Consider the following 5,667-nt stretch of genomic DNA (forward strand, 5'->3'; position numbering starts at 1 on the left):
GGTTTTGCCTTCAACTACTCAAAGGCGTTGGGGGAAACAGACCTCGCGAACCTCAAAACCGAGCAAGCGGAACAGGCCAAAAAAGCGGCGAATGAAAGCCGGCTGTTGTTGCTTCAGCAGGTCGCACGCGTCAACGAGGCCGAGGCGCTGATGTACGCAACAATCGACCAACTCGCCGAAGAAAAACGCCAACTGCAGGAGCGGATTCCCCATGTCACGACCCAATACATTCCGGCGCCTGGCGCTGCGGCTAAGCCCGTTCCTCATTGCGTGTTCACTGCTGGCTGGGTGCGCGACTTCAACACCGCCCTCGGCGTGTCTCCCCCAAGACCCGCCGCCGCTGCCGGCGCTTCTGAAAAAGCGGCCTGGCCCGCCCCCGGCTCTGAAGCCGAATTACTGGAAAGCGGCGTTACTCCAGCCGACATCCTTGCCCACGCCCAAGACTATGGCCTGTGGGCACGCGGCAATCTTGCCCAGCTCAACGGGCTGCTCGATCTACAGGAAAAGGACTGACGCCATATGGATGTAGGCGACCTTTCAGATGACGATGGCCAAGAGGCCATAGGGCGGGCACGCCGAAGCGGGTTGTTCATTCGCTCCGGCGTTTCAGCTTACCGCTGTGATTTATGCGGCGATGCGATCCCCGAGGATCGGCGCCAGAACGAACCGGGCACGGAACACTGCGCCGATTGTATCGACGCGCTGAAACACTCAACACGGCGGGGCTTTCGATGAACATGAATGAAATGAACTTCGGTTTCCAGACCGTGCAATGGCTGATCCTGACGGTACTCGGCATCTACACCTGGCTCACCAAACGCCAAGCGGCGAGCGCCCAAGAACTGCTGGAACTGCGCACCCGGATCGTCGCGCTTGAGGAGCATGTGCGGCACCTCCCTGACCAAACCGCCGTGACCGACTTGCTGGGCGATATGAAGGCGGTACGCGCCGAACTGTCGGGGGTCAAGGATGCACTTGGCCCTTTAGCCCGTTCGCTGGACCGGATCAATGACTACCTGCTGCGAGAAAAGACATGACCCCATATTCCGACTTTCTGCGCCAAGACATGCGGCTGGTGATCTTGCGATTGTTGGTGGAAATGCCCGGCTACCGCGCCAACAGCTCGGTGCTGAATACGGCCCTCGATAACTTCGGCCATACTGCGAGCCGTGACCAGGTGAAGACCGAACTGCAATGGCTGGCTGAGCAAGGCGCCCTCAGCATCTCCGACGTCGGCCCGGTGCTGGTGGCAACCCTCACCGAGCGCGGGCAAGACATCGCCGCCGGCCGCGCCCGCGTTCCAGGCATCAAACGGCCGGGGGCCTGACCATGGCGGGCAAATCCTCGATCAACCGCCTGCCGCCGATGGTCAAGGCGTACATCCAAAAGTTACTGCGTGATGACCGCATGACGCTCGATGACATGCTGGCCGATATCCGGGCGCGCTTCCCCAACGAGAAAGCCCCGAGCCGCAGCGCCCTAGGCCGCTTCAAAGTGGGGTTCGAAGAACTGACCGATAAGGCCCGCCAGCAGCGCGAGATGGCCGAGGCATTTGTGGGCGCGTTCGGCGAGGACTCTTCGGACAAGACCGGCGCGCTATTGGTCGAAGCTATCTCGACGCTGACCTATCAGGCCGCCATGGGCGCCCATGAGAAGGACGAGGTCACCATTGCCGAAGTGTCCGCACTTGCCCGCGCCGCCAAGGCCACCATGGAGGCCCGGACGATGAGCGTGAAGGAACGCCAGACCATCGAGCGCGCCGCCCGAGAACGTTTGCTCCGCGAGCAAGCGGCCGAACTGGATAGCGCCGTGAAGGCCAAAGGCATGACCGAAGAACAGGCCATGTTCTGGCGTCAGACGTTCCTGGGCGTGAAGCAATGAAAGCCTCGGCCAGCACCCTGCGTGTCGTCGAGTGGGACGAACTTCCGCCTAGCGTTCGCCAGATCCCGGAAGGCTACAACCCAATCGCCGAAGGGATTCTGATGGCGCACCAGGTGGACTGGTTGCGCATACAAGCTCAGATCAAACTTTGCGAAAAAGGTCGCCGCACCGGCATCACCTTTGCGGAGGCGCTGGACTCCGTGATTACCGCAGCTTCGCAAAAATCTGCGGGCGGCATGGACTGCTTCTACATCGGCGACACGAAAGAGAAAGGCCTGGAGTTCATCGGCTACTGCGCCAAATTCAGCCGGGTGATGGCTGAGGCTCAAGCATCCGGCGTCAGTGAAATTGAAGAGTTCCTGTTCGATGACCAGGACGAAGCCGGCAACACCCGGCAGATCAACGCTTACCGCATCCGCTACGCCTCCGGCTTCAAGATCGTTGCGCTGTCCAGTAACCCGGCAGGCGTTCGCGGCCTGCAGGGCAAAGTCATCATCGACGAGGCGGCATTCCACCGCGACGTTTCCGCCGTCCTCGACGCCGCCACGGCACTGCTGATCTGGGGTGGCCGTATCGTCATCATCAGCACTCACAACGGTAAGGGCAACGCGTTCAACCAGATGGTCAACGACATCCGGGACAAGCGCTACGGCGACAGCGCCGAGGTTTACCGCGCGACCTTTGACGACGCCGTGGCCAACGGATTGTTTGAGCGCGTGTGCTTCATGGCCGGCAAGCAAGCAACGGCGGAAGACAAGGAAGCCTGGTACAAGAAAATCCGTAACGCCTACGGCCCCCGTAAGGCGCAGATGCGGGAAGAACTGGACGCCATCCCCCGCGACGGTAACGGCGTGTGTATTCCCGGCGTGTGGATTGATGAAGCGATGCGCCCCGGCCGAGAAGTTCTGCGCCTGGCGCTGGACGATGACTTTACGTTGCAGCCGGTCTACCGCCGTGAGGCCTACGTCGATGACTGGATTGAGCGTTACCTGACGCCCCTGATGCAGCAGGCGTTGGCCCCCGATCTGCGCCACTTTTTGGGCATGGACTACGCCCGGCACCGCGACTTCTCCATCATCTGCCCGATGTCTGTCGATCAATCCCGGCTGCGTGATGTGCCGTTTGTAGTGGAAATGCACAAGGTGCCAACCCGGCAGCAAAAGCAGGTTCTGTTCTACATCCTGCGCGGGCTGCCGCGTTTCGTCGGCGCCGCGCTGGACGCCACCGGCAGCGGCGAAACATTGGCCGAAGAAACGGCCGATGAGTTCGGCCGCAACCGCATCCAGCAGGTGAAGATCAGCCGTTCCTGGTACGGCGCGTGGATGCCGAAGTTCGTGCAGTTGTTCGAGGACGGCGCAATCACATTGCCGCTTGATGATTCGCTGCACCAGGACGTGCGCTCCATCGAAATGGTCGACGGTATCCCGATGATTGTTAAAGCCCGCTCTCAAGACCTCAAAGACCCGGATCTCTACCGCCACGGCGATTTCGCGGGGGCCGGTGCGCTGGCCAACTTCGCCACGCTTGAAGTCAGCTCAGGCCCGGTATCGGTCAAATCACGCCGCCCCCGTCAGGGCAAACGCATCACTCAGGGGTACGCATGAACAAGAAAGGTTTGTGGGTCAGCCCCACCGAATTTGTCAGCTTTGCCGATGCGAAGCACAGCTCATCGCTTGATCAACACATCGCCACCCGTGGGCGCTCCAGCGCGACCGGTTCCAGCGGCGTCAACCTGCCCAACCCTGACCCGATCCTCAAGGCTCAGGGCAAAGACATTACGGTCTACCGCGACCTGCGCAGTTCGGCACTGGTCGGCGGCAACGTCCGCCGCCGCAAGGCCTCCGTACTGTCACTGGAGCGCGGCCTCAAGCGCGCCGATGCGCCGACCAAAGTGGAGCGCTTTATTCGCGATTGGCTCACCGATCTCGATCTTGACCGCATCATTCGCGAGCTGCTCGATGCGTCGCTGTTCGGCTATCAACCGGTTGAACTGATGTGGAAACCGGTGGGCATGAATCTGGTACCGGAAGACTTGCTCGGCAAACCGGCCGAATGGTTCTTCTACGACAAGGACAATGAACTGCGCTTTCGCTCCAAGGAAGCGGGCCAAGACGGCGAGCTTTGCGACCCGCAGCGCTTCATTGTTGCCCGACAGGATGCGACCTACGCCAACCCTTACGGCTTCCCGGATCTGAGCATGTGCTTTTGGCCGGCGACCTTCATGAAAGGCGGCCTGAAGTTCTGGGTTCAGTTCACCGAGAAATACGGCAGCCCGTGGGTCATTGGCAAACATCCACGCGGCGCCGCCGATAGCGAAACTGATTTGCTGCTCGATAGCCTTGAGGCCATGGTGCAAGACGCCGTGGCAGCGATCCCGGACGATTCCAGCGTGCAAATCATTGAAGCCGCCGGCAAAGCCGGCAGCGCCGAGGTCTACCGAGAACTGCTGGAGTACTGTCGGAGCGAAATCAACGTCGCCATGCTCGGGCAAAACCAGACCACCGAAAAAGACAGCAACCGTGCCAGCGCTACGGCCGGCGCCGAGGTCACCAAAGACATTCGCGACGGCGATGCCGGCATCGTTGCCGCCTCACTTAATGCGTGCATTCGTTTGGTCGTCGACCTCAACTTCGGCTCCGACGTGGCGGCGCCGTTGTACGAGTTGTGGGAACAGGAAGAAATCGATAAGACGCTGGCCCAGCGCGACAAGGCGCTGACGGATTCCGGCGTGAAGTTCACCGATGCGTATTGGAAGCGCACCTACAACCTGCAGGACGGCGATCTCGCTTCGGCGTCGGCCGGTGCTGATTCACCAGAGTTCGCCGAGGCGACAGTGCGGCCGCTACTGGATCAAATCGCCCTCGACCAGGCTATCGACAGTCTCCCAGCAGAAGCACTTCAACAACAGGCCGAACAAGCCGTTGCGCCATTCATCGAAGCCCTGCAACGCGCCCGCGATGACTCGGAAACGCTCGGCCTGTTGGCCGAAGCGTTCCCACAGATGGACGCGGAGACACTCCAGCAACAGCTCACAAATCTGTTGTTCATCGCCGATACCTGGGGCCGGCTGAGCGCCAGCGCCGACCGGGAGGATTGACATGGCCGCCTCGGATAAACGCCTCAGCCCGACCGACCTCAAAGCCATCTTTGGCCTTGAGCCAGCGAAGGCTATCGCTTACCTCAAATTCAAAGGCTACGCGATCACCTGGAACTGGCAGGACATGCTCGACCAGGCGCACGACCAAGCCTTCACTGTCGCCAAGGCTATGCGCCTCGATCTGCTGTCCGACATTCGGGCGGCACTGGAAACCGCGCTGCAGGACGGCCAAACGCTCAAGCAGTTCATCACGAACATGCAGCCGACACTGGAATCTCAGGGCTGGTGGGGGCAACAGGTCATTGTCGATAGCGAAGGCGTTGGCGAGCTGGTGCAACTGGGCAGCCCGCGCCGGCTCAAGACGATCTATCAGACCAACCTGCAAAGTGCCTACATGGCCGGCCGCAAGGCGGAGATGGAACAAACCACCGAGACGCACCCGTATTGGATGTACGTGGCCATCCTAGACGGCAAGACGCGGCCAAGTCACCGGGCGCTGCACGGCCAGGTGTTCCGACACGATGACCCGATCTGGTCGGCGATCTTCCCGCCCAACGGGTTCAACTGCCGTTGCCGCGTGGTTGCATTGACCGAGGCGGCCGTCAAACGCCGAGGCCTGACAGTCGTTTCGAGCGCCGGCCGCTCATTCACCGAAACCGTCGAGACCGGCACGGACAAGCGTACCGGCG

8 protein-coding genes are annotated in these 5,667 nt (G+C 61.1%); all 8 read left to right on the forward strand.

All coding sequences use genetic code 11. The annotated features are described in order from the left end of the window. Positions 1-513 (forward strand): lysis protein (locus DBR24_RS29130; protein ID WP_128616424.1); only part of this gene is annotated, 513 nt, incomplete at its 5' end. Positions 514-519: 6 nt separating this feature from the next. Beyond that, positions 520-735: a TraR/DksA C4-type zinc finger protein gene (locus tag DBR24_RS29135; RefSeq protein ID WP_128616425.1), complete on the forward strand. Its 216-nt coding sequence runs from the start codon at positions 520-522 to the stop codon at positions 733-735. Then, complete coding sequence (locus DBR24_RS29140; protein WP_007969405.1) at positions 732-1,037, forward strand: hypothetical protein; 306 nt, start codon at positions 732-734, stop codon at positions 1,035-1,037. Before DBR24_RS29135 ends, DBR24_RS29140 begins: the two co-directional genes overlap by 4 nt. Next, positions 1,034-1,327: a hypothetical protein gene (locus tag DBR24_RS29145; protein ID WP_034155734.1), complete on the forward strand. Its 294-nt coding sequence runs from the start codon at positions 1,034-1,036 to the stop codon at positions 1,325-1,327. The genes DBR24_RS29140 and DBR24_RS29145 overlap by 4 nt, the downstream gene beginning before the upstream one ends. Before the next feature lie 2 nt (positions 1,328-1,329). After that, positions 1,330-1,881, forward strand: coding sequence for a phage protein Gp27 family protein (locus tag DBR24_RS29150; RefSeq protein WP_128616426.1), 552 nt, complete (start codon positions 1,330-1,332; stop codon positions 1,879-1,881). Beyond that, a complete protein-coding gene (locus DBR24_RS29155) occupies positions 1,878-3,485 on the forward strand; it encodes a hypothetical protein (RefSeq protein WP_128616427.1) in 1,608 nt (535 codons plus the stop codon). Before DBR24_RS29150 ends, DBR24_RS29155 begins: the two co-directional genes overlap by 4 nt. Further along, positions 3,482-4,978, forward strand: coding sequence for a DUF935 domain-containing protein (locus tag DBR24_RS29160; protein WP_128616428.1), 1,497 nt, complete (start codon positions 3,482-3,484; stop codon positions 4,976-4,978). Before DBR24_RS29155 ends, DBR24_RS29160 begins: the two co-directional genes overlap by 4 nt. Position 4,979: 1 nt before the next feature. Beyond that, positions 4,980-5,667 (forward strand): phage minor head protein (locus tag DBR24_RS29165; protein ID WP_256591955.1); only part of this gene is annotated, 688 nt, incomplete at its 3' end.

The organism is Pseudomonas sp. HMWF006 (assembly GCF_003061205.1).
Taxonomy (GTDB): Bacteria; Pseudomonadota; Gammaproteobacteria; order Pseudomonadales; family Pseudomonadaceae; genus Aquipseudomonas; species Aquipseudomonas monsensis.